This is a genomic window from Guptibacillus hwajinpoensis, assembly GCF_001039475.1.
Taxonomy (GTDB): domain Bacteria; phylum Bacillota; class Bacilli; order Bacillales; family Guptibacillaceae; genus Guptibacillus; species Guptibacillus hwajinpoensis.
The window spans coordinates 51,255-72,860 of record NZ_LELK01000004.1 but is presented as its reverse complement, the minus strand read 5'-3'; the positions used below and the strand labels follow the sequence as shown (position 1 = coordinate 72,860).

19 protein-coding genes are annotated in these 21,606 nt (G+C 41.3%); 8 read left to right on the top strand and 11 right to left on the bottom strand.

All coding sequences use genetic code 11. The features are described 5' to 3' along the window. Positions 1 to 30 precede the first annotated feature (30 nt). The 3 genes from AB986_RS10800 to AB986_RS10790 all read right to left on the bottom strand — a co-directional run bounded on the left by AB986_RS10800 (position 31) and on the right by AB986_RS10790 (position 3,393). A complete protein-coding gene (locus tag AB986_RS10800) occupies positions 31 to 342 on the bottom strand; it encodes a DUF1330 domain-containing protein (RefSeq protein WP_048312801.1) in 312 nt (103 codons plus the stop codon). Beyond that, positions 320 to 2,590: a molybdopterin-dependent oxidoreductase gene (locus AB986_RS10795; protein WP_048311174.1), complete on the bottom strand. Its 2,271-nt coding sequence runs from the start codon at positions 2,588 to 2,590 to the stop codon at positions 320 to 322. The genes AB986_RS10800 and AB986_RS10795 overlap by 23 nt, the downstream gene beginning before the upstream one ends. 107 nt (positions 2,591 to 2,697) lie before the next feature. After that, positions 2,698 to 3,393: a response regulator transcription factor gene (locus AB986_RS10790; protein WP_048311173.1), complete on the bottom strand. Its 696-nt coding sequence runs from the start codon at positions 3,391 to 3,393 to the stop codon at positions 2,698 to 2,700. Positions 3,394 to 3,528: 135 nt separating this feature from the next. Between AB986_RS10790 and AB986_RS10785 the strand changes: the two genes are divergently transcribed. The 3 genes from AB986_RS10785 to AB986_RS10775 are packed head-to-tail and all read left to right on the top strand — an operon-like array spanning position 3,529 to position 7,197. After that, the gene (locus tag AB986_RS10785; RefSeq protein WP_048311172.1) at positions 3,529 to 4,419 is read left to right on the top strand and encodes a R2-like ligand-binding oxidase; all 891 of its coding nucleotides are present in this window, start codon (positions 3,529 to 3,531) and stop codon (positions 4,417 to 4,419) included. A gap of 19 nt (positions 4,420 to 4,438) precedes the next feature. Further along, positions 4,439 to 5,965, top strand: a complete 1,527-nt coding sequence (locus AB986_RS10780) for an aldehyde dehydrogenase family protein (RefSeq protein ID WP_048311171.1) — start codon at positions 4,439 to 4,441, stop codon at positions 5,963 to 5,965. Positions 5,966 to 5,982: 17 nt separating this feature from the next. Beyond that, positions 5,983 to 7,197, top strand: a complete 1,215-nt coding sequence (locus tag AB986_RS10775) for an iron-containing alcohol dehydrogenase (protein WP_048311170.1) — start codon at positions 5,983 to 5,985, stop codon at positions 7,195 to 7,197. 42 nt (positions 7,198 to 7,239) lie between these two features. Here the strand turns inward: AB986_RS10775 and AB986_RS10770 are convergent, their stop codons facing one another. After that, positions 7,240 to 7,857: an NAD(P)-dependent oxidoreductase gene (locus tag AB986_RS10770; protein WP_048311169.1), complete on the bottom strand. Its 618-nt coding sequence runs from the start codon at positions 7,855 to 7,857 to the stop codon at positions 7,240 to 7,242. Positions 7,858 to 7,905: 48 nt separating this feature from the next. Next, positions 7,906 to 9,102, bottom strand: coding sequence for a class I SAM-dependent rRNA methyltransferase (locus AB986_RS10765; protein WP_048311168.1), 1,197 nt, complete (start codon positions 9,100 to 9,102; stop codon positions 7,906 to 7,908). A gap of 326 nt (positions 9,103 to 9,428) precedes the next feature. On the opposite strand from AB986_RS10765, the gene AB986_RS10755 reads away from it, so the two are divergent. Continuing rightward, complete coding sequence (locus AB986_RS10755; protein ID WP_048311166.1) at positions 9,429 to 10,760, top strand: MFS transporter; 1,332 nt, start codon at positions 9,429 to 9,431, stop codon at positions 10,758 to 10,760. 79 nt (positions 10,761 to 10,839) lie between these two features. On the opposite strand, the gene AB986_RS10750 is transcribed toward AB986_RS10755, so the two are convergent. After that, positions 10,840 to 12,360 carry an RQC-minor-2 family DNA-binding protein gene (locus tag AB986_RS10750; RefSeq protein ID WP_161797363.1) on the bottom strand — a complete coding sequence of 507 codons (1,521 nt, stop codon included), beginning with the start codon at positions 12,358 to 12,360 and terminating at the stop codon, positions 10,840 to 10,842. A gap of 164 nt (positions 12,361 to 12,524) precedes the next feature. Between AB986_RS10750 and AB986_RS10745 the strand changes: the two genes are divergently transcribed. After that, the gene (locus AB986_RS10745) at positions 12,525 to 13,979 is read left to right on the top strand and encodes a phospholipase D family protein (protein ID WP_048311164.1); all 1,455 of its coding nucleotides are present in this window, start codon (positions 12,525 to 12,527) and stop codon (positions 13,977 to 13,979) included. 264 nt (positions 13,980 to 14,243) lie between these two features. Continuing rightward, positions 14,244 to 14,612, top strand: coding sequence for a VOC family protein (locus AB986_RS10740; RefSeq protein ID WP_048311163.1), 369 nt, complete (start codon positions 14,244 to 14,246; stop codon positions 14,610 to 14,612). A gap of 171 nt (positions 14,613 to 14,783) precedes the next feature. Here AB986_RS10740 and AB986_RS10735 read toward each other — a convergent pair whose 3' ends face one another. Beyond that, the gene (locus AB986_RS10735) at positions 14,784 to 15,014 is read right to left on the bottom strand and encodes an excisionase family DNA-binding protein (protein ID WP_048311162.1); all 231 of its coding nucleotides are present in this window, start codon (positions 15,012 to 15,014) and stop codon (positions 14,784 to 14,786) included. A 137-nt stretch (positions 15,015 to 15,151) separates the two neighbouring features. On the opposite strand from AB986_RS10735, the gene liaG reads away from it, so the two are divergent. After that, positions 15,152 to 16,006, top strand: a complete 855-nt coding sequence (gene liaG, locus AB986_RS10730; RefSeq protein WP_048311161.1) for a LiaG family protein — start codon at positions 15,152 to 15,154, stop codon at positions 16,004 to 16,006. A 112-nt stretch (positions 16,007 to 16,118) separates the two neighbouring features. Here the strand turns inward: liaG and AB986_RS10725 are convergent, their stop codons facing one another. Genes AB986_RS10725 through nagA form a run of 4 tightly spaced genes read right to left on the bottom strand, consistent with a single transcriptional unit; the run spans position 16,119 to position 19,540 of the window. Beyond that, the gene (locus AB986_RS10725) at positions 16,119 to 16,862 is read right to left on the bottom strand and encodes an SIS domain-containing protein (protein WP_048311160.1); all 744 of its coding nucleotides are present in this window, start codon (positions 16,860 to 16,862) and stop codon (positions 16,119 to 16,121) included. Between the two features lie 15 nt (positions 16,863 to 16,877). Continuing rightward, entirely contained in the window at positions 16,878 to 17,600 is a 723-nt protein-coding gene (locus AB986_RS10720) for a GntR family transcriptional regulator (protein ID WP_048311159.1), read from the bottom strand. Between the two features lie 32 nt (positions 17,601 to 17,632). Further along, positions 17,633 to 18,349, bottom strand: a complete 717-nt coding sequence (gene nagB / locus AB986_RS10715; protein ID WP_048311158.1) for a glucosamine-6-phosphate deaminase — start codon at positions 18,347 to 18,349, stop codon at positions 17,633 to 17,635. A 12-nt stretch (positions 18,350 to 18,361) separates the two neighbouring features. Then, a complete protein-coding gene (nagA, locus tag AB986_RS10710; RefSeq protein ID WP_048311157.1) occupies positions 18,362 to 19,540 on the bottom strand; it encodes an N-acetylglucosamine-6-phosphate deacetylase in 1,179 nt (392 codons plus the stop codon). Positions 19,541 to 19,725: 185 nt separating this feature from the next. Between nagA and nagE the strand changes: the two genes are divergently transcribed. Beyond that, positions 19,726 to 21,582 carry an N-acetylglucosamine-specific PTS transporter subunit IIBC gene (gene nagE, locus AB986_RS10705; protein WP_048311156.1) on the top strand — a complete coding sequence of 619 codons (1,857 nt, stop codon included), beginning with the start codon at positions 19,726 to 19,728 and terminating at the stop codon, positions 21,580 to 21,582. The last annotated feature ends 24 nt before the right edge of the window (positions 21,583 to 21,606 follow it).

Sequence of the window (21,606 nt, the reverse complement as noted above, 5' to 3'; positions counted from 1 at the left end):
CAGAACAGCCTCCGCAAGCGGAGGCTGTTTCTATTTCAACACTGGTCTCAAGTCTTCTATTTTCTCAAAAAGGTGCCAGACAAAATCATCAACACCCAGTTCGCGATGAGGATGTAGGTCTTCAAGTTCTGGATCATTCACATACTGATAGATACCTTTTTTTGATTGCCACTCGACAAGCATCATTACCTGTCTTGGTGCGATATCTCCTTCAGGGTAGGAATCGAGCTTACCCATAGCAATAACCTTGCCCCCGTATTTACGAACAGGCTCTTCCGCCCTTCTTGCATACTCCGCATATTCTTCTCCATCTTTAACGTTAAACAAATTCAGAGCGTACATTGTCACGTTCGTTCCTCCCTTGTGTTACGTTTCTCACTGCAATTGGGATACCGTTTAGCACAGCCGTTCCTGACACAGCATCTAACCTTTTTTCATAACTTAAAAGATTTGTATTTACACCGGCGTTTTGTTCTGCCACTTCCATTTTCGTTCCTTTCAATCCGTGTCCGTATCCATGTGGAATGCTTGCTACTCCCGGCATAATTTCATCCGTTATCTCGACGACTACATGAAGTCGCCCTGCTTCAGACGCTACCTCTGCCGTACCACCATCCTCCAATTTAAATCTGTTAGCATCAGTAGGATGAAGCAGCATCGTACAGCGGTTCTTTCCTTTCATCAAGACCGGAAGATTGTGTAACCATGAGTTATTAGATCGTAAATGTCGTCTGCCTATTAACATCATATCCGGCTGGTTCGCCATCTCATCCTTCAGTCTCTGCACATCATTTACAATTAGTTCAGGTGCTAGCTCAATTTTGCCTGTATGTGTTAAAAGGATTTCAGGAATTCTTGACTGTAGTGGACCAAGATCTAATCCGTGTGGGTTCTGTTCTAGTTTAGAAAGGCTTAACCCTTCTCCATTAGTAAATTGGTCACCGTAAGGACCTGTTCGTAGCATATAATCAAGCATTCGTTCAGGTCCTTTTCGATCTTGAAGAGCTGACATGATCTCTTCAGACTTTCGTCCATAAACCGATGACTGATCGTTCTTCACATCTTTAGCGATGAGAAACTGGATTGTAGCATCGTCCAATTGAGTTACTGCATCTTCATTAGGTTCCTCATCTCCAATTAAGGAAGCAAGCTTCAACAGAATCTCCCACTCGTCAAGCTCGTCTTTCTTCTCAAATACCGGGCTTGAATAGTGAGAAATATTTCTCACCGAAAGCTGATAGAATGAGAGGTCATAGTGAGATCGCTCAAGTGGTGAAGGGGCTGGAAGTATGACATTCGCATGACGCGTCGTTTCATTTAAATAGCAGTCTACACTTACCATGAAATCAAGATTACTCACAGCATCTTCTAATCGATTACTATTCCGAGTAGATACCATCGGATTGCCAGCCACGGTTACAAAAGCACGCACTTGCCCATCTCCAGGCGTCTCCATCTCTTCAGCTAGACATGCTACGGGAAGCTCACCAAGAACCTCTGGCATTTCGCTCACCCTGCTTTTAAACCGCCCAAATCGATAGCCTTTCTTTTTGGTCCTTTTCCCTCCAGCTGCTGGTGTTGTGAACATTACGCCCCCTTCACGATCGAGGTTGCCCGTAACATAATTGATAACGTCGATGAGCCAGCTGTTCATTGTGCCGAATGATTGTGTGCAAGTCCCCATACGTCCGTAAACTGCTGCACAAGAGGCAGATGAAATATCTCGTGCGATCATTCGAATTGCTTCAGAATCAATGCCGCATACACTCGCCATGCTCTCAGGTGAGAATGCCTTTGCTAGCTCCTTCACTTCTTCCAAACCATTAACATGATCGGCAAGATAGTCCTCTTTCGTTAATTTCTCCTCGAACAACGTGTGAAGTATACTAAACAGAAAATAAGCATCCGTGCCGGGCTTAATGAAATGATGGTCATCTGCCAATTTTGCAGTCGCTGTTCGTACCGGATCAACAACAACAAGACGACCACCGCGTTTCTTCAAGTCTTGAAGTCTCCCTCTCATATTCGGTCCAGTCATTAAGCTACCGTTCGAAACAACTGGATTTGCTCCAATACAGAGAAAATACTTCGTACGATCGATATCAGGAATAGGAATACTAAAGTCACCACCATACATCAACTCAGCGGCTAATTGTTTAGGAATCTGATCTACTGTACTTGCTGAATATTGATTTCGACTGCCAAGTGCTCTTAGAAAAATTGGCAGGTAAAGCATGCCAGATAAGTTATGAACGTTCGGATTACCAAGATAAACGGCTACCGCATCTTTCCCATACGCTTCAATTACTCCTCTTAGACCTTTCCGAACTTCTTTAAAAGCTTCTTCATAACTAACAGTAAACCACTCTTCCCCTTTTCGGATCATCGGTTCTCGAATGCGGTCAGGATCGTGGTGAAGTTCTTTTAGGCTAAACCCTTTTGGGCATAAATAACCCTTACTAAATGGATCTTTCTTGTCCCCTTCAATGTGCGTAACTTTGCCATTAACCGTATGAATTTCAAGCCCACATGTCGCTTCACATAGCGGACATGTTCGGTAGTGAACGCTTTCCGCTTCACTGTTCTTCACATTATCCCTCCTTCTTTTCGCATAATACCAACCAGTCAGTATTTTAAGTTTACTGAAAATTTAGTTTTTACACAAGGGCTTTTAAATCCTGCCCTCATTACAAAGGATTAATGAATCCACCTCTCTCTTAATGCGTTCGCAACTGCCTCAGCGCGATTATTTGCATTTAACTTCCGAATCGCTGAAGTAATGTAATCTCTTGCTGTAAAATCACTAATTTGCAATCGTTGAGCAATTTCTTTCGTGCTGTAGCCGTCTGCAGCATGCTGAAGAACTTCTGTTTCTCGTGGACTTAACGGATTTGGGGACTTTGAGGTTATTGGTAGCATAAAGCCGAGAGCTTGCCTGAAATACACCATCACATCATCAATTAATCCTTGGTGGATTGTACTTCCTTCCTCTTTCTCATCTATAAGAACACAGCCAATCGCAATACGCTCAATGCATAACGGAATAATGAGAACGGATGTTAAATTGTAAGCTTGAATATATTCTTCGGGGAAAAGCTGATGATGTTGATCCATCATCAACAGAGCAGGTTTATTAGTTAATAAGGCGCGTTGAATTGGCGGAATACGCCGTATATCCTCTCGTATTTCATTCATGGAAAATACGCCGCTACGGTCTACACGGAGAACACCTTCTCCGATGCCCGTAAAATAAGAAAAAGTAAAGATACTTGCACGTCTGAATGGGAAGTGAGAAAGAAACTTTTGAAGGATTACTTCACAACGGTGGATAGGTTCTTTCACTTCTAGCAACTGATGAAAAGATCGCATCCACGTTTCTTCATGCATCGACATGATTCACCCCTATCTTTTCAGGAATCGAATGTTCAGACATAAATCGTTACACTAAATATGTAAGCGCTTTTTATGATAGCCCTTTTATTATAGAAGCTGACAGATTAATTCGCAAGCAATGAAAGGTGGTCTTATATGCGGAGGGAAATGAAAACGACAAGTGAACGAGGTCTACAAGAGGATTTACTTCCATTTCGACTTTATCAAAAAGCGAAGAAATTTGGAGGGTGGGATCCAAAAGAGATTGATTTCACACAGGATGTGAAAGACTGGCAGTTTCTTTCAGGAGCTCAGCAGGAGGAGATTCTTAGGCTTGTTTCGCAATTTCAAGCTGGTGAAGAAGCCGTAACACTAGATCTCTTACCACTCATCATGGTGATTGCAAAAGAAGGCAGAATTGAAGAAGAAATGTATCTAACGACTTTTCTCTTTGAAGAAGCGAAACATACCGAGTTTTTTAGACTTTTTCTTAACGAAATTGGTCAAAAAGACAATCTCTCACGTTATCACTCTGACACCTATCAGAAAATCTTCTATCATATTTTGCCCGAAGCAATGGGCAAGCTTCAGCACGATCATTCAAGGGAAGCACTTGCTGAAGCATCGACAGTCTACAACATGTTTGTTGAAGGTGTACTTGCTGAAACAGGCTACTTTTCTTTCTATGAATCACTAGAAAAAGCTCAAATAATGCCTGGATTAATGAAAGGTGTAGGTCTGCTTAAAAGAGATGAATCACGTCATATTGGCTATGGCACGTTTTTGCTACAGCGTTTGATTGCAGAGAAACCATCTCTATTTGAACTTGTACAGAACAAAATGGATGAACTTGCACCACTTGCCCAACAGCTAACTCACGAAGGAATGGGTGGAAAAGCTCAAAATGCGTTTGGAAACACATTGGATGCAACGATGGCCTTTTCTATGAAACAGCTATCCGTGCGCATGGAAATCCTTGCACGTGCAAAAGGCAAAAGCGTTAAAGATATTCAAGAAACGCTTGAAGCTGATGTCGGCGTCATTTAAAGCAAAAGGAGGATAAAAAATGTCAGTTAACATAGATATCAAGTCGTATCCGCTATTCATTAATGGTAAATGGATCGCCTCAGAAGCGAATCGTACATTCGATGTCGTCAATCCAGCAAACGGGGAACTTGTTGCAAAGGTAGCAAGTGGAACAAAGAAAGATGTCGATCGTGCTGTGGAAGCCGCAACCGCTGCATTTGAACAAGATGAATGGCGCGAAATGGCACCTAAAGAGCGTTCGAAAATTCTTTATGCGATCGCACAAAAGATTATGGAAAATGCTGAAGAGCTCGTCGGATTAGAAGCGATCTCATCAGGCGGAACAGTTCGAAGGCTTGGTTCAAATGACGTGCTTCAGATGGTAGATTTATTCCAAACGCTCGGGAAATTTGTACTCGACTACACGTATTCTGAAACACTCCCTTCCCCACCGTTCCCTGGACCTGCTCACAATTTCATTTGGCGTGAACCAATCGGAGTGTGTGCAGCGATTACGCCTTGGAACATGCCTATGTTGATTGCATCTTGGAAGATTGCCCCTGCCCTCGCCATGGGTAATACGATCGTTATAAAACCAGCAAGCTACACACCTCTCACAACGCTAAGGCTCGCTGAAATAATATCTGAAGTCGTACCGCCTGGTGTCATAAACGTCGTTACCGGAAGCGGTAAAGAAGTGGGTGAAGCGCTCGCCACTCATCCGAAAGTCGAGAAAATCGCCTTCACAGGTTCAACCGAGGTAGGTCGCCACATTATGAGTCTTGCTTCTAATACAATCAAAAACACGACACTTGAACTAGGAGGCAAATCACCTTCTATTCTACTAGAAGATGCGGATCTTTCTCTGGCTCTTCCAGGAAGCCTATTCGGCGTCTTCCTCCACTCTGGACAGCTTTGTGAATCTGGCACAAGATTGTTTGTCCCAGATAAAATCTATGATCAGGTTATTGATGGATTAAAAGAGCTTTCAGAGAAGCTAGTTCTAGGTAATCCGCTTGATCTCGCTACAGATATGGGACCTGTCATTTCAGAAACTCAAAAAGAATCGATTTTATCTTATATCGAGAAAGGAAAACAAGAAGGTGCTCGCCTCGTGTGCGGTGGACAAGAAGTGAAGGTTGAAGGATGTGAGAATGGACATTTCATCGCTCCTACGATTTTTGCAGATGTGACAAACGATATGACAATCGCAAGAGAAGAGATCTTTGGACCTGTTCTTTCCGTTATCCGCTATAGCGAAGTTGAAGATGCGGTACGTATGGCAAACGACACGATTTATGGACTTGCTGCAGGTGTATGGACGGCAGATGTGAATAAAGCATATAAAGTCGTTAGAAAGCTTCGTGCTGGCGTTGTGTGGATCAATGACTGGCATATGCTTCGGAATGATGCTCCTTTCGGTGGCTACAAACAAAGTGGCATCGGCAGAGAGATGGGCAGGCATTCACTTGATGCCTATACGCAGGTTAAGCACGTCCACACATCAATGGTTCCAGAAGCAGAACGTAGAACATGGTACAGTCTTCTCTTTTCAAACCAATCTTAAAGATGGAGGTGAGCAGTATGTCATTAACTTATTCTCAATACATGCTTCGAACTGCAATTCATAGTGGTGCAGGAACTCGCGCGCTCGTCCCTGATTTATTTAGAGGACTCCAAGCTAAGCGAATCGTCCTTTTCAGTGATCGTGGTCTTGAGCAGGCCGGAATTGTCGAGAAGATTAAAGAAATCTTTGCCTTAACACCGCATGGTACAGGACCAGAGCTTGCAGGAGTGTTCCTTGATATTAAGCAAGATGCAGGCAGTAAAGACGTGAATGCAGCGCTACGATACGCACGAGAAATAAGTGCTGACGGTCTACTTGCAGTTGGTGGTGGGAGCGTTATGGACACAGTAAAAGGAGTTAAATACTGTCTTCATCACGGCTTAACAGATATTAAAGAAGCCATCCCTGGAGGCCTGCTTTATTTATCTTGGCCTGAAGCAAACTATATGCCAATCCCCCATATTTCTATTCCAACGACAGCCGGAACGGGATCAGAAGTTTCTCCTATTGCTGTTATTTATAACGAAGACATCAAAATGAAAACGAACATTATCCACCCGTTCATTAATGCGGATATGGCCATTCTTGATCCTGAATTAACAACTGGCCTTCCTGCTTCTATCACGGCGTTTACTGGGTTTGATGCCCTCACTCACGCTATTGAAGCTCTCGCGTCACCAACCGCAACAGCTTTGACCGATGCCTATGCACTGCAGTCTATTCGATTAATCGAAACTCATCTTCCAACCGCAGTGAAACACGGAGACAATCTAACCGCAAGAATGGAAATGCTGCAAGCAAGCATGATGGGGATTACCGCTTTTAGCTTTGCACTCAATGCCATTCCTGTACACAATTTTGCCCATGCATATGGAGCGCTTTTCCGCATTCCACATGGTCTTGCAAATGCTGTCTTCCTTCCTATTGTTATGGAAATGATTCCTACTCTGTATTTGCCAAAAATACAACAGCTTGCTCAAGCATTGAATCTAGATACGAAAGGAAAAGATAAAGAAACGTTGTTGCAGGACGTTATCGAGAAGATCAAAAACATGCAGCAGGACGTCGGTCTTCCTGCAGACTTTAAGGACTACGATATAAAAAGTGAAGCACTAGAGGCAACCATAACGGCCGTCAAAATGGACCCTGCAGCACTTAACTTCCCGCTATCACCTGAACTTATTACCGCTGTAGGTAACCGAGTGATTCATTCTCAGAAAGTATCTATTTAACTCTATATAAAGAACCGTGAAGCGATTGCTTCACGGTTCTTTTCAATTAGCGAGCCCGATGGAGTGACGAATATAAAGATGGTCAGAAGCTGTTTTCAGAATAAAATCCGCTACGTCTTCTCTTGAAATTCGCCGCCCTCCTTTTGGAACGCCACTCGTGGTCTTTCGATAATCACTTGTTCTCTCATCATTCGTTAATCCCATTGGTCGGACAACTGTCCACTCCATTTCACTTGCTGCTAGCAGGTCGACTGCTCTTCGGTGATCTGCAAGAACGTTTTGCAGCAGTTTGCCAGCAACAAAACCTGTAACGCCAGGTATTTCTTTGTTAATGCCTGCAGAAGCCATATAAATAATGCGCTTCACATCATGGAGACTCATTGCATCCAGAATGTTCGTCGTCATTGTAGAAAGGTCAGTCGTTTTACCAAGACCATTCGCACCGAGGCATGATATTACCGCATCAAATTCAGAACTCATTGCTTGTTTGACATCAGCTGCTTGCATCGCATCCCCTAGCTCAACGGATAAGTTTTTGTGAGAAGTCTCAAGCTTAGAAGGGGTTCGAACAAAAGCTGTTACGTGATGACCTGCTGCAATTGCTTGTCTTACGAATGCATTTCCAGTTCCACCTGAAGCCCCAAATACAATTATATTCATACTAACAACCTCTCCCCCTTATCCAGATTCATATCGTTCCGCTAGCAATCACTTTATTTTTTTAATGAAGACTACTTTTAGGTAGTTACCTTCACGGAATTCTTTAATCGTTCTAAAATCCTCCGGTAGTGTAAACTCTTCAAGCAACTCATACTTTCCGTTCGTCTCTTTAAATGCCTGGTCAATAAATCCTTTAAATTTCTTCATGTCATAACCACTATAATTGGTTGAGGCAACAATAATCCCATCATCTTCTGTAATTGAAATAGCATCTTTAATAAGGTCCTTATAATCTTTTGCTGCGCTAAACGTATGTTTCTTAGAGCGAGCAAAGCTTGGTGGATCGAGAATCACCATATCGAAGGAAAGATTCTTTTTCACAGCATACTTAAAGTATTTAAATACATCCATCACAAGAATGGTTTGTTCTTCATAATCAATTTCGTTCACGCTAAATTGCTCAATTGTTTTGTTCAGACTTCGATTCGCAAGGTCAACACTCGTCGTTTTGCTTGCTCCTCCCTTAACCGCAAAGACGGAAAAAGCTCCAGTGTAGGAAAAAGTATTCAAAACTGTTTTCCCACTAGCGTATTGATCACGAATTAGCTTACGAACGGGACGCTGATCAAGAAACACGCCAACCATTGCACCTTCATTTAAGTAAACAGCAAAGTCCACACCATTCTCTTTAACGATTAAAGGAAATTCACCGCGTTCGCCTGTTACAAAGTCATCATCTTCAACATACTGACCTTTTGCATCAAAACGCTTTTTCTCGTAAATACCTTTGAAGTCCACAAGGCGCTTTAACGCTTCGACGACAAAGTTTTTAAAAGAATAAACGCCTTCACTGTACCAATTAATCAAATAATATCCGTCGAAATAATCAATGGTTAACCCACCAAGTCCGTCTCCTTCGCCATTTACAACTCGAAAGGCCGTCGTACTCGCATCTTCAAAGAAGGAATTACGGTAGTGAAGCGCTGTTTGAATCTTTCTTACAAAAAACTCCTGATTAATCGATTCGTTCTCTTGTTGAGTCAGCACCCAGCCATATCCCTTATTCTGTCTGCCATAATATCCTTTGCCGATAAAACGACCCTGCTCATCTTCAAGGTTAAGAATGGTTCCTTCTTCTGTTAGACGCTCGCTGTTTACGATCGCTTCTTTGAAAATAAGGGGATATCCATTCTCAAATTTCTTTTTGTGCTTAGCATAAATCTGCACGCTTATTTCGTTTGTCATCATGTCATCCTATCTGTTCATGTTTTTATTATGGTTGCATTATATCATGTTCAACAGCGACTACATAAAGGCATAAATCGGTGTGTCCTGCAAAAACTAATGAGTAAAAGGTGGTGAGATCGCTTGAAAACAAAATCAGGTACAGATATTGAAGAAGTGAGGCGCCGAAATGCCAACTCTGGCTTAACTTACAACCAGGCTAAAGAGCAACTGGCTCGTCAAATGCAAAAGAACTCAGAAAGAACGTGAGATGAGACAGATGAAGCCCGTATCGTTTACAATAACCTGGTGCTTCATGATTCAAAAGTAGCATCAGGAGGTTTGTGATGAGCGACAAACAAACATCAAGCTATTTCCGTACCATTCTTATTCTTAGCGTAGCGGTGTGGCTTGTTGTCATGAATACAACAATGTTTAACGTAGCACTTCCAAACGTGCTAACCGAATTTAACCTTAGTCCAGCAGAAGGCGCATGGATTGTGTCAGGCTATTCGATTATCCTTGCAATCTTTACAATTACGTATACCCGTCTGTCTGACTATCTTCCAATAAAAAGTCTGCTTATAACTGGCATCACGATCTTCGGGCTTGGTTCAGTGCTCGGGTTCTTTGCAGTAAGTTTTCCCTTACTACTTGCCGCAAGACTTCTACAAGCAACCGGAGCAGCCGCTATTCCAGGCTTATCGATGGTATTTGCAGGTCGCTTTATACCCCTTGAAAGACGGGGCAGAGCCATGGCGATGATTGCCTCTGCTTCCTCATTGGGCTTTGGACTTGGTCCAGTTGTCGGTGGGGTTGTTACAGAATACCTCGACTGGAATTATCTTTTCACTGTGACTCTCTTTGTTGTCCTGTTAATCCCAATCCTGTTTCGCCGTCTCCCAGATGAGAGTGTTCGAAAAGGAAGCTTAGATTTTCTAGGGGCTCTTTTAACAGGAGCTACTGTAACAAGTTTCCTAATCTATATCTCAACATTTAATTGGCTGTATTTAGCGCTTGGAATCATTGTAGGTGCTCTTCTCTGGCTAAGAATTACTAGAACTAACGCCCCTTTTATTCAGCCTAGCCTATTTAAAAACAAAGAATATCGACTGTTGCTATATATGAGTTACCTTGGCTTCACAACTCATTTCGCTATCTTGTTGCTGATGCCGCTTATGCTTCAAAATGTCTACGAAAAGGGTCCTTCTGTCGTTGGGTACATTATCTTCCCTGGTGCCATGCTTTCAGCCGTTGCCGCGATCTATGTAGGAAGACTTCTTGATCGGTATGGCAATATGAAGGTCATTTACCTTGCACATGGGCTACTTCTCTTTTCAACGGTGGTCTTTTATTTCTTATCACCACTAAATGAGTACATGATTATGATCGGGTACATGTTCACAAGCTTTGGCTTCTCAAGTCTTTCTTCTAGTACGACAAATGAAGTATCGCGAATCCTTCCTTCTGAACAAATCGGAACAGGAATTGGTATGAAACAGCTCATCCAATTCGTTGGAAGTGCTTCTGGATCAGTAGCTGGAGGTATTCTACTTGAACTGAACGGATTAACCTATAGTACGGAATCTTTTCAAGTTACCTACTTGTTCTTATTCATCCTGATGGGGCTCTCTTTAGCCATCATGTTCCTCTATGCTAAGGTTAGTAAAAAAGAATAGCAAACATACCAAAACCTCCCGGCTCATCGAGCCGGGAGGTTTGCTATGACACCATTCGACATAAAGCGGGTGGTGCCTGTCACTCGCTAATTTCCAATAAACCCCTTGCCTTATCAGTTTTTGCATAACCTTTTGAGAGTTTCTTTAACAATTCATCTTTCTCAAGCTGTTTAATTACTTTAACCACATGCTTTTCTTCCCAATCTTCAAGCATCCCAAAAGCATTGTTCTCATGTAAACCTTGTGCTCTTATTGCATTTGTAGCCTGTCCGGTCAACACTTTTGTTACCACATGAAGTGGATCATTTTCATTCGAAGCGACGAATGAGATTAAAGACTTCACTTGACCATAATTCACGGGCTTCTGCTTAATTTCTACATATACGTCCTCATCAGCATAATCATTCTGTTGCAAAGTTCTTAATGTCTCAAGGTAACGTCTAACGTGCGTGATTTCGGCTTCATTAAGCTCCGGTAACCTTTTCCGAGGCTTAAATGGCTCGATTGTATCTGTAGATACATTTGATAACCAGATTAAGGGTGATTCTACTCTTTTTTCAGGTAACACGACATGCCGAATTTGGTTATAGGTCGTTACAAGCTGTGGCTGTTCAATTGAATCAAGTTCTGCGTCAGTTAAATACCCTTCAAGTTTGAGTGCTTCTCCAAATAGTGAGTCATAAGGTTCTAATTGATGAATTAAGCTAGCTAAATCTTCAATCTTCTCGATTAAACGAGGCGTCTTCTCTATCATTTCATTAAATTGGCGCTCGATCGTAACAATTCTTTTGCGCGCTCGATCCATATTCACTTCTTCGTTAAGATAGACCTTCTTTTCATCTACTTGATAATAAATCGAATATGCACACTCTTCACAATGATACTCGATCTGACTTTCTGAAGAATGAAAGATCATTTCCTTTTCATGATGACACGCAAAGTTACCCCAAAGCCACTCGGATGGAATGTCACGATAGGATCTCAACACAACTCCCACTCGATGACGCCAGTAGGAAAGGTCTTCTGGTGTATTTAAGAGAGAAATAAGTGGAGATCGATTCATTCTCTCTACCGCTTCAATTACCTCTCTCTTTTTCCTAGCTAATTGAATAAAAGGATGACGTTGAAACGCCTCAATGATCTCACTTTCCCATTCATCACGGGATTTTTGTGCAAGTTCTGCACAGAATAAGTAATCCTGAATCACCTGATCAAGATGGTGATCTAACTTCTCGCTAGAAAGTTGTAGATAATGCTCCGGATAAATAAGTGTCTGGTGAATCGGTAAACCGTGCATGGATGAAAAGGAATTCCATAGTAGTAGTTCAGGCTTAATCAATTGTGGATATAATTCATCTTCCCGATCCAAAGGAATTGGTAGAACCGCTTCGCTATCTTGATCTAAGAACGTCTGCAACTTAGTTATGTTCTCTGAAGACAGAGCAGCCACTTTCCGCTTTATTTGCTCATGAACGCGGTGAATGATTCCTTTCTGCACTTTTTGTCCTAAAGTTCTTATTCGTTTATTTTTCTTACCCATTGGTACAAATGCCAACAAAGGGTATGCTTCAAAATGATAAACATGATGTTCTACGCTCATAATGCAAAACCCGCTTTCTGAATTCCGATTCGTTACCATTCAGTATAAAGCGACCCTCTGAAGTGGAACAACTGATATACTCTCTATAAAGCACATTGAGATATGGTCTAGATGAATGCTCGCAAGGGTATAGAAAAGAAAATAGAATTAGAGGAGCGCACAACATGAAAAAGAGGCAATGGTTTAAGAAGAAGCGTTGGATTGTACTAAGTGTCTTACTTATTATTTATGTAGGGGTGATGACCTATCATCGATTTAAACCGTTGCCAGAAGGTGTATCTTATGCAGGAGATGTACATAATCTGAACAATAATGACATTGAATTTCTTTATGACTTAACATACGACAAGGATGGAAAAGAAGTCTATGATCATAGTATTTTCGATGAGATCAATCAAACAATCAAGGATGCAGATGATTTCTTAATTCTAGATCTTTTTTTATTTAACGGCTACACAGATGATAAACGGGATTATCCTAAAATTAGTGAGAACTTATCCAAAACAGTTGTAAATAAGATGAAGGATAACCCAGACCTTGAAGTCGTCCTAATTACTGATGAGGTAAATACAACGTATGGATCCCATCAAGCGAAACAAATTCAGCAAATTAAAGAAATGGGAGCAGAAGTCATTTTCACAGATTTAAACCGGCTCCGTGATCCGAATTTGTTCTATTCAGGACTGTGGCGTATGACACTTTCATGGTTTGGTCAAGACGGATTTGGTTGGCTTCCTAACCCTATGGCTCCTTCCGCACCGAAAGTTACGATGAGGTCGTATTTAGAACTTCTAAATGTGAAAGCTAACCATCGAAAAACGGTTGTAACGGAAGATGCAGGTATTATTATGTCAGCCAACCCACACGACGCAAGTGGATTTCACTCGAACATTGCTTTTAAGGTAAAAGGAACAATCCTAAATGATCTCATTCGATCCGAAAAAGCAGTTGCATCTTATTCTGGTGGTGATTTATCTCATTTTCCAGACAAAACCATTACTGAAAAAGAATCAGATAAGAACCCCACCATACAGGCCCAAATCGTAACGGAAAGTAAAATTCAAGATAGCGTTGTAACAGCAATTGATGATGCTCAAAAAGGACAACTGGTCTATATTGGCATGTTCTACCTTGCCGATCGAGACATTGTTGATGCCCTGGTCGATGCAGCTGAACGAGAGGTCGACGTGCGTCTAGTTCTGGATCCGAACCAAAATGCATTTGGACAGCAAAAGATCGGCTTACCGAACCTACCCGTTACAGCGGAGCTCCATAAACAAGACAAAGAAAACCTTTCCATTCGCTGGTACGACACGAATAAAGAGCAATTCCACACGAAGCTCCTCTATATTAAAGGAGAGAATAATAGCACTATTATCGGTGGGTCAGGCAACTATACCTCAAGAAACATGGATGATTACAACATGGAAACGAATATTCATTTGAAAGCACCGAATGAAAGTGAAGTTGTTCAAAATGTTGATGACTACTTTGAGCGGGTTTGGACTAATGAGGATGGAGTATATACAGTAAGCTATGAAGAGTATCAGGATACGCTCCCCGCCTTTAAGTACGTTATGTATATTCTACAAAAAATCTTTCAGGTTACAACATACTAGCAACAAGGAAATCCCCGAGAATGTCTCGGGGATTTATTCTGCATTATCTTGTTTTTTGTTTATTTCGCAATTTCTTCACTATCGGATAGATGATCGGACCATATTTAATAGCACGTTTAATTAATTTTTTCATAAAAGGATAACCTCCTCCTGATAGTAAGGGTATTCCCGATATTCCACATAATAAACGAATAGAAAACAGGAAATGTATGATTCTGGAGAGAAGTACAAGTTAATCTACTTTTTAGGAGGTTCTTCTCTTACATGATTAATAGAGTGAGTCAGATTGGCATTCCAGTTCAAAAAATGGAACGTGCTGTTCAGTTTTACAAAGAATTTCTAGAGCTCCAACTTCTATTTGAAACAAACACAATGGCCTTTTTCAACTGTGATGGCCTACGGCTTCTCCTTTCAGTTTCAGAGAACGAGACGTTTGCCAACAAAAGCTCCATCGTTTACTTTGAGGTAGATGAAATCAAAACCACTTACACTAGACTACAAAAGAATGGGGTGCAATTTTTAAGTAAGCCCCATGTCGTCGCAAAAATGGATGATACGGAAACGTGGATGGCCTTTTTTCAAGATAGTGAGCAGAATACTCACGCGATCATAAGTGAAGTTGCATTTAAATAAGGCTCTTTTCGTAAACATTGTTGCTATAGGAGTGGGTTAATTCCCGCTTCAATCACTAAGTGTGATTTTTCAATATTTGTATCAAAAGCAACAATCTTTTAGAAAAGAGCCTTAAATAAAGAAAGGATGCCAGTCATCTCAGGCATCCTTTCTTACTGTGCAATGAGAACCTTAATCCTCGTCCTTCACATCAGGATCTTCAGGTAGAGGCTCATTTGCTTCTTCTTCCATTCTCTTCTTCATCTTTTCAAGCTGTTCAAAATGCGTATTGAACTGCTCTTTATAAAGTAAATACTGCTCGCCATCGAATAGCGTACGAACTCGCTTTTCGCGTATTAACGTTTCGATATAGGATTCTGGTAGAGAAAGGTACTCCGCCGTCTCTTTAACCGTGAGGTACATAGGTATGCCTCCAATTGGGTTGATTACGTCTTAAGTCTTATAGTGAATTACTACTCAAGCTAATGTTATCATTCATTTTTTTCGTATAAGATTACTATAGCATAAAGGATGACACTGAATAAGTGGAGGGATACAAGATGAAAAGTGGTTTTTATGTAATCGTTTCAATACTTGCAGTTGGTGCTGTTCTATTAATTTTGTACGAGAATACATCACTATTCGCAGGTGGAAGCGCGGAAAACAGCATTCCAACATCAGAACGGATCGATCAAATCAGCATCATTACTCACAGTAGTCATATGACAATTATTCCAGAAAGTCGCAATGACGTTAAAGCCACGTTAAATGGAAAAGGGGAGCTAGCTGTGAGGAAAAAAGGCGATACGATCGAAGTGGAAGTTAAACGCAAATGGTATGAATTCTTTAATTTTCAAGAAGAATCAGATGTTAGCGTCTATTTTCCTAAAGATTTTAATAAGGACCTCAAGCTTGAGGTTGGTTCTGGAAAGGTTGAATTAATGGATGACTCTTCACCTCTCGTACTAAACGAAGTAGATCTTGATATGAGCTCGGGTAAAGTCGAACTCTCTAACGTCAAAACAAAACGCTTCAAGCATGATGGCTCTTCAGGAAAGCTTATAGTCGATCATCTCACAACGGAGGAAGGCGAATTTGATATTAGTTCAGGTGATGTTATTCTAACCGGGTATATCGGTCCTATCATCGGAGAAATGTCTTCAGGTGAAATGAATGTCCAAATGGATAAGCTGATCGGCGATGTATCATTCGACCTAAGTTCAGGTACCGTTGCTTTAGACCTTCCAGATGAAGCTGATTTCACGCTGCAAACAGAAGCTAGTAGCGGAGATATTTCAACCGACTTCACCCTTAAGAATCAAACCGTTAGCAACAATGGCATCACAGGCGTTCACGGCTCTGGTAAATACAGCGTAACTATTTCGCTCTCTAGTGGTGACGCAAGAATCTATTAATAGGTTTGCAACGATTTAGTTTCATTACTAACCGAACAAATTATTCCCGGGGTAATAACACCTTTTCATAAAGGAAAAAAGCTCTCCTAACTATCAAGGGGAGCTTTCACATTTAACTAATGGTTTCTAATAATGGAATACGCTCTTTATAGCGCTGAATGAGTGCCTGATTTGATTCATCAGACCCATCTACATTTCCACTTTTAAAAATTGGTGGTTCAATTCCTCGATGAATTAACTTATTAATCGCTTCAACAACAATAGCATTCATCATCGTTAAACCAAGAATACTTGAGATGGAGCCGAAAGAGATATTATTCGCTTCATCATGCATTACTGCATCCCCTTGTTTAACATGATTATCAAGAACAAGATCGACCACCTCATACAAATAGGAGCCCCGTTCATGACGAGATGGCTGTCCTACTGATGCCTGCCTCGACGTTAAACCGATTACAAAAGCTCCCGTTTCCTTACTGATACGAGCTACATCAATCGGCACTGGATTACGACCTGAAGTCGAGATTACAATAACGATATCGCCTTTTCTTATATCTTGTTCAGTCATGAAAGATTCAGCGTATCCATTCTTCCGTTCATATAAAGTAGACCGTGTTCCACCTTTATGAAGCATTAAATCTTCAACGAGAATGGGATGGATCGGTACAAGTCCACCTGCTCGATAAAAGACTTCTTCAGACATCATGTGCGAATGACCACATCCAAAGACATGGATAATGCTCCCTTTTTCTATACTGTCGGCGATCTCTTCCGCTGCGTGGTTTATAGCGTTCTCTTCTGCTTTTTCTATGACTTCAAGAGCATCCGTTACGTTCGATAAGTATTCATTAATCAAATACCCACCTCCAAATTATCGCTTAAGCGTAATCGTAAATTTATAGCGGTCGCCCCGATAAGAAGATTTAACGATTTCGAGTGAGGTTCCATCCGTAAGTGTTGTATTTCGTTGGATAAGCAGAATTGGAGCACCTTTTTGTATGTTTAGATATTCTGCTTCCTGCTGCGTTGCAACAGACGACTCTAGCACCTGTGTAGCTTCATCTATCTTAATCGATAGCTGGTTTTCAATGTGGTGATACAAGGAGCTTTGCACGATTTCTTCAGTCAAACCCTTCACAAGATTAGCCGAGATGTACGTTTTCTCTAACGCCATCGGAATTCCATCAGCCAGTCGGATTCGTTTAATTTCATAGACAGGAGCATGCTCCTGAATAGTCAATTGTTCAGAAATATATGTAGGTGCAGGAACAATTTCAAAGCCCACTAACTTGCTACTTGGCTCCATTCCACGCGCTTTCATATCTTCTGTAAAACTCGTTAAGCCCATTAACTGCTGCTCAATTTTCTTCTCTGCGACGAATGTACCTACGCCTTTCTGTCGATACAAGTAGCCTGAATTAACGAGCTCTGTTATGGCCTGACGAACCGTCATACGACTAATGCTAAACCGTTCAGCATACTCTCGTTCAGATGGAAGTGAATCACCTGGTTGTAGTACTCCTTGTTCAATTAAACCTTTAATCCATTCGACCAGTTGATAATAGATCGGTAATGGGGATGTCTTATCGATCATCTTAGACATACTCCTTTCAGCTTGCTCATACCTTATAATGCTTTTTGATCAGCAATAATTGTAACATTCGGATGGCGGTTTAACACCGATGCTGGAAACGATTCTCGCACATACCCATTTAGCAGTTCCTTTAAGGCATTTCTCTTCGTTTCACCTGATACTAGTAATAGAATTTCTTTACTTCTCATAATTGTAGCAATTCCCATCGTAATGGCTTCTCGAGGCACATCCTCAATATCTGTGAAAAATCGTGCGTTTGCTTCTCTTGTGGACTGAGTAAGCTCAACAAGGTGAGTATTCGCTTCGAAAGATGTGCCCGGTTCATTAAATCCAATGTGCCCGTTGCTTCCCATTCCAAGAAGTTGGATATCAATTCCTCCATTTTCTTCAATTCGCTCTTCGTAAGCCTTGCATTCTTCCACAAGATCGATAGCGACACCATTTGGGAGGTGAACATTGTTTTCTTGGATATCCAATTCACTAAATAAATTCTTATACATAAACGCATGGTAGCTATTTGGATTATCAGGTGAAAATCCTACATACTCATCTAAATTATACGTTGTGATATCTTTATACGATGTTCCATTCATGCGGTGATCTTCAATTAGTCGTTTATACGTTCCTTCTGGTGTACCACCTGTAGCAAGCCCCAGAATTAACTCTGGATTAGTGGATATTTTTTCAATTAAATACCTTGCTGCAAGTGAACTCATATGTTCATAATCAATTGCTTCAATGATTCTCAACCTAATCACTTCCTATCTAGAATAAGCTAAAGTGCCTTTACAAAATGTCATAACTACATCTCCATCTTCGTTTAGAAGAATGAAATCTGCATCTTTTCCAACTGCAATACTGCCTTTCCGGTCAAACACACCTAGCTGCTTTGCGGGATTCTCTGCAGCCATCTTAACTGCACTCTCGAGTGTACACCCAGTATAAGCTTGAATATTACGAAGCGCATCATTCATGCTTAGTACACTCCCTGCAAGAGTCCCATTCTCTAATAATGCTTTCCCGTCCTTTACATATACATCCTGTCCGCCTAAATCATAACGCCCATTCTTCAGACACTTAGCGCGCATAGCATCCGTAATAAGGATCATTCCTTCATCTCGTTTTTGTTTATAAGCAAGCTTAATCATTTCAGGTCTTACATGATGTCCATCTGCGATGATTTCAGCCTTTAAATGGTCGCTTAATAATACAGCACCTACAACACCAGGTTCTCGATGATGGAGCCCCCTCATTCCATTAAACAGATGTGTAGCATGGGTTGCGCCATTTTCGACTGCCTCTATTACTTCTTCAAATGTTGCATCAGAATGGCCAATTGAAGCTACAATACCCTGCTCAGATAAATAGCGAACGAGGTCTCTTCCCCCTTCTTTCTCAGGTGCTAACGTAACAAGCTTAATCGTTCCTTGTGCAAATTCATTCCATTCCTTAAAAAGGTTTATATTAGGATCTAGAATAGCATGTGGAGGCTGAGCACCTGCACGTTTAGCGTTAAGGAAAGGTCCTTCTAAATGGATTCCTAGAACCTCTGCTTGGCGAGGATGAGCGTTCGATCGTATATAGTCTCCAGCATTCTTAATCGCTTTCTCTAAAAGGTGTGAATCTTGAGTGATGGTTGTCGCCAAAAAGCTTGTAGTCCCTTCTTTTGGAAGTGCTTCAGCCATCACAGTAAGCGCTTCTGGCGTTGCATCCATAGTGTCAGCTCCGTTGGCGCCATGAATATGAACATCAATCATACCAGGTAACAATGTCAGATTGTCCGGTGTTGGGTAAACAGCTTCATGATCTTGTGCTACTCCATGATTCGCTTGGCCAAAGGATTGTATTTTTCCATGTTCTACTTTTATATAACCATTTAGAATGGTTTCTCGTTCAGCATATATCGTTATATTTTCAATAATGAAGGCTTTCTCATTCATTATGTTAACCCCCTTTATGTGAGTGATTGTGTTTTAATAGTATCACCATAAAGTACAGTTGTCTATACCAGAAAAAGATCAAAAAGCTTGATGACTTCCCACATTGGTATAGACAACTATATTTAAGGTTGTTATGATAAACGTGATAAAAGACGTTTTCAAATTTTGAAAGGGGTTGAACGTATATGATAGGAGCTTTACAACGGATTGGTAAGTCATTGATGCTTCCAATTGCTGTACTTCCCGCTGCCGCTTTACTGCTTAGGTTAGGACAAGAGGACTTTCTAGACATACCCTTCGTAGCAGCTGCTGGCGGAGCGATTTTTGATAACTTAGCACTCATATTTGCCATTGGAGTAGCAATAGGCTTCTCAAAGGATGGTAACGGTGCAGCTGGCCTTGCAGGGGCAATTGGTTACCTCGTTCTTACCCAGGGAACAATGGCAATCAATGAGAATATTAATATGGCTATTTTGGGAGGAATTCTATCTGGTATTGTTGCGGGACTTCTATACAATCGCTTTCATGATATAAAATTACCTACCTGGCTCGGATTTTTTGGTGGTCGACGCTTTGTCCCGATCGTCACTGCAACCGTCATGATCGTATTAGCAGGTATTTTCGGGTTCGTATGGCCTCCCATTCAAGAGGGTATTAATGCACTAGGAGAATGGATTATTGGGGCAGGAGCTCTCGGGGTAGGCGTATTCGGATTCTTAAACAGACTACTTATTCCATTCGGCCTACACCATGTATTAAATAGTTTAGTCTGGTTTGTGTTCGGAGAATACGAGGGTGCAACAGGAGATTTGAATCGATTCTTCGCTGAGGATCCATCTGCAGGTATCTTTATGACTGGGTTCTTCCCAATAATGATGTTCGGACTTCCCGCAGCATGCTTTGCAATGATAGCCGCTGCAAAGAAAGATAGAAGAGCAGAAGTAGGCGGAATGTTAATCGGAATTGCATTTGCCTCGTTTCTGACAGGAATTACTGAGCCAATTGAGTTTGCTTTCATGTTCCTTTCACCACTTTTATACGGTATTCATGCACTCTTAACAGCAAGCTCTATGGTTTTATCTTATGTACTTGATATACATCATGGATTCGGTTTTTCAGCTGGCGCAATTGACTTTTTCCTTAATTATGGACTTGCCCAAAAACCAGCCCTCCTTCTAGGCATCGGATTGTTATACGGCATCCTCTATTTCGTTATTTTCTATTTCTTAATTAAGAAACTGAATTTGAAAACGCCTGGTAGAGAAGATGAAGATATGATCGTCCAGACTAACAAAATAGAAGGTGATAAGTACGACATTATGGCTGGACACTTTATAAGAAGTATTGGTGGAATTGATAACATTTCATCTATCGACAACTGCACAACTCGCCTTCGTTTGCAGATGAATGATATGTCAAAAGTCGATGAAGCAGAGTTGAAACGGCACGGTGCTCGCGGGGTCGTTAAAGTGAATAACCGCAACTTACAGATTATTGTTGGAACAGATGTTGAATTCGTTGCAGATGCGATGCGTGGAACAAATTCAAATCCTGCGACTAATCACAACGGCGGCACAACTGCACAAACTGCACTTGGCGAGCAAGACTTCGTAATGCCGGTGCAAGGTAAGATCATCCCCCTTACTGAAGTACCAGACGAAGTGTTCTCTTCAGGTATGATGGGTGAAGGGTTTGCGATCATGCCTGAGAATGGAAACTTCTCTTCACCGGTTGACGGCGAAGTCGTCAGCGTATTCCCTACTAAACATGCAATTGGAATTCGATCAACGCAAGGACTAGAAATATTAATTCATGTAGGTATAGATACTGTTAACCTTAAAGGTGAAGGGTTTACAACCTTAGTAAAAGAGGGTGACACAGTTAAAAAAGGACAAAAACTGATGGAAGTGGACCTAAACTCCATTAGCCGTTCTATTCCTTCACTTGCTACTCCCATCATTTTCACAAACCTAAAAACATTGAAAATAAAGAAATCAGGTAATGTAAAGCAGGGTGAGTCAGGCATACTCTCAATAGAGTAATACCAAATCAAAAAGGCAGCAGGA

Bases quoted from the DNA above. Each gene is read 5' to 3' on its own strand.
- AB986_RS10790 (WP_048311173.1), bottom strand. From the start codon at position 3,393: ATGTCGATGCATGAAGAAACGTGGATGCGATCTTTTCATCAGTTGCTA.
- AB986_RS10750 (WP_161797363.1), bottom strand. From the start codon at position 12,360: ATGAGCGTAGAACATCATGTTTATCATTTTGAAGCATACCCTTTGTTG.
- AB986_RS10735 (WP_048311162.1), bottom strand. From the start codon at position 15,014: ATGTACCTCACGGTTAAAGAGACGGCGGAGTACCTTTCTCTACCAGAA.
- AB986_RS10800 (WP_048312801.1), bottom strand. From the start codon at position 342: ATGTACGCTCTGAATTTGTTTAACGTTAAAGATGGAGAAGAATATGCG.
- AB986_RS10740 (WP_048311163.1), top strand. From the start codon at position 14,244: ATGATTAATAGAGTGAGTCAGATTGGCATTCCAGTTCAAAAAATGGAA.
- AB986_RS10745 (WP_048311164.1), top strand. From the start codon at position 12,525: ATGAAAAAGAGGCAATGGTTTAAGAAGAAGCGTTGGATTGTACTAAGT.
- AB986_RS10785 (WP_048311172.1), top strand. From the start codon at position 3,529: ATGCGGAGGGAAATGAAAACGACAAGTGAACGAGGTCTACAAGAGGAT.
- AB986_RS10755 (WP_048311166.1), top strand. From the start codon at position 9,429: ATGAGCGACAAACAAACATCAAGCTATTTCCGTACCATTCTTATTCTT.
- AB986_RS10720 (WP_048311159.1), bottom strand. From the start codon at position 17,600: ATGATCGATAAGACATCCCCATTACCGATCTATTATCAACTGGTCGAA.
- AB986_RS10770 (WP_048311169.1), bottom strand. From the start codon at position 7,857: ATGAATATAATTGTATTTGGGGCTTCAGGTGGAACTGGAAATGCATTC.
- nagA (WP_048311157.1), bottom strand. From the start codon at position 19,540: ATGAATGAGAAAGCCTTCATTATTGAAAATATAACGATATATGCTGAA.
- AB986_RS10765 (WP_048311168.1), bottom strand. From the start codon at position 9,102: ATGACAAACGAAATAAGCGTGCAGATTTATGCTAAGCACAAAAAGAAA.
- nagE (WP_048311156.1), top strand. From the start codon at position 19,726: ATGATAGGAGCTTTACAACGGATTGGTAAGTCATTGATGCTTCCAATT.
- AB986_RS10775 (WP_048311170.1), top strand. From the start codon at position 5,983: ATGTCATTAACTTATTCTCAATACATGCTTCGAACTGCAATTCATAGT.
- liaG (WP_048311161.1), top strand. From the start codon at position 15,152: ATGAAAAGTGGTTTTTATGTAATCGTTTCAATACTTGCAGTTGGTGCT.
- AB986_RS10780 (WP_048311171.1), top strand. From the start codon at position 4,439: ATGTCAGTTAACATAGATATCAAGTCGTATCCGCTATTCATTAATGGT.